Genomic DNA, 1650 nt, shown 5'->3' with positions numbered 1-1650 from the left:
ACAGCCGGTGGCCATCGCGCTCGCCGAGCAGGCGAAGCGAATGCATCTGAAACCCGGCTTCCTGTCGCGCGGCCATGGCGGCTCGTTCGCCGAGCCTCACGTGGTCGATATCGACCATGACAGTGCCAGGCATGTCGGTGACGAACCGCTGCTGCTCGCCGAACACGCGCCGGTGGCGGTGACGCCGAACCGCGCCGCCGGCGCCCGGCTGCTGTTGGAACGGCATGGCTGCGAATTCCTGATCATGGACGATGGGTTTCAGAGCGCCCGCATCCACATCGATTATGCGCTGGTCGTCGTCGATGCGCGCTACGGAATTGGCAATGGCCGCGTCATTCCGGGCGGGCCGCTCAGGGCCAAAATCGTCGACCAGTTGGTCTTCACCAGCGGGCTGTTGAAAATGGGCGAGGGCACTGCCGCCGACAGCGTGGTCCGCCAGGCGGCACGCGCCGGCCGGCCGATCTTCGAGGCCCATACAGAGCCAAGCGGCAAGGCAGGGCTTGCCGGCAAGCGGTTCCTCGCCTTCGCCGGTATCGGCCATCCCGAGAAATTCTTCGACACGGTGCGCGAAGCCGGCGGCGAACTGGCGTTGACGCGGCCGTTTCCGGACCACCATTTCTTTGCCGAGGACGAACTTGCCGAGTTGGCGGCGACCGCACGCACTGAGGGGCTGGTGCTCATCACCACCGCCAAGGACGCGGCCCGGCTGCGCCACGGCGCCCCACAGGACTTTCTCGACCGGCTCGAGGTGCTGGAGATCGACACTGTCTTCGAACTCGATCACGTTCCCGAGCGCATCATCGACGAGACGCTCGATGCCTGGCGCCAGCGCAAGCTGAAGGGTTAACCGCGTTTACGCAGCTCCGGATGCATCTCGATTTCGCGGCGCAGCGAGGCGGTGGCGCTGATGTACGGCTCCTGCCTGGCGACGCTCCAGTATTTCAACTCGTCGAGCGGAATGCTTTCGCCTGTCACCGCGCAACGCACGAACGCGCCGGGACTGGTAACCTGGAAGTCGCCATCCAGATAGCGGATGCGGGCTTCCTTGCCGCCGGGGCCTTCGAAACGGTTCATCATGCGGGGACGCCAGGGTTCATGAGGATTTCATCGCCATAAATTCCCGGCGAGGTCAAGCATGCGACAAGCCTGAGACAATGCTGAACGCTTATTGTGAGGCGGAAAAATGGTGTTGGTGGGCCGCAATGGACATTTCCTCCACTCGTCTTCCCGCCTTGCTCAGGGAAGTGATGACGCCGCAGGCCGTGCCCTCGGGGCAGGCCGATCCAGTCATGACGGCACTGGTCAAGGCGCTGGTCCAACCGCCGGCGCCGTCTCTGCTCGCACAACAGACAGCGCCAGCGCTGTTGACTTTGCCGGCCGCGCCAATGGCCGTCAAATCGCAGCAGATCGCATCGGCTGGCATCGTCGATGCCTATCTTGCCCAACTTGAGACGGGCGAAGAGGCGGCGTTGGCAACGATCGCGGCGAGAAAGGCAAAACCCGAAGCCGAAACGCCGCGAGCCTTCTTGCCGCCTCCGACAACGGCCAATGATAATGCTCCTGCCAGGGTTGCGGGGCTGTCATTGCTGTTGCTTATCCCGCCGCAGGCTCCAGTCCCGCGCAACGCTGCCGCTTTGGGTGCATTGGCGG

The 1650-nt window shown here is 64.2% G+C and carries 2 protein-coding genes and 1 pseudogene; 2 read left to right on the top strand and 1 reads right to left on the bottom strand.

Annotated features, from left to right (window positions below):
• The coding region (lpxK, locus tag EN939_RS33240; protein WP_127271709.1) for a tetraacyldisaccharide 4'-kinase at window positions 1-847 on the top strand (847 nt) is incomplete at its 5' end.
• Here the strand turns inward: lpxK and EN939_RS33235 are convergent.
• The gene (locus tag EN939_RS33235; RefSeq protein ID WP_031213688.1) at window positions 844-1077 is read right to left on the bottom strand and encodes a DUF2093 domain-containing protein; all 234 of its coding nucleotides are present in this window, start codon (window positions 1075-1077) and stop codon (window positions 844-846) included. The two genes, lpxK and EN939_RS33235, sit on opposite strands and share 4 nt — an antisense overlap.
• A gap of 308 nt (window positions 1078-1385) precedes the next feature.
• Between EN939_RS33235 and EN939_RS39505 the strand changes: the two are divergent.
• A pseudogene (locus EN939_RS39505) lies at window positions 1386-1650 on the top strand (hypothetical protein); the annotation flags it as partial.

It is taken from the genome of Mesorhizobium sp. M7A.F.Ca.CA.002.05.1.1, assembly GCF_003998335.1.
In the GTDB taxonomy this organism is placed as follows: Bacteria; Pseudomonadota; Alphaproteobacteria; order Rhizobiales; family Rhizobiaceae; genus Mesorhizobium.
The sequence above is the reverse complement of the archived record's forward strand: the minus strand, read 5'-3'. Positions and strand labels throughout refer to the sequence as shown.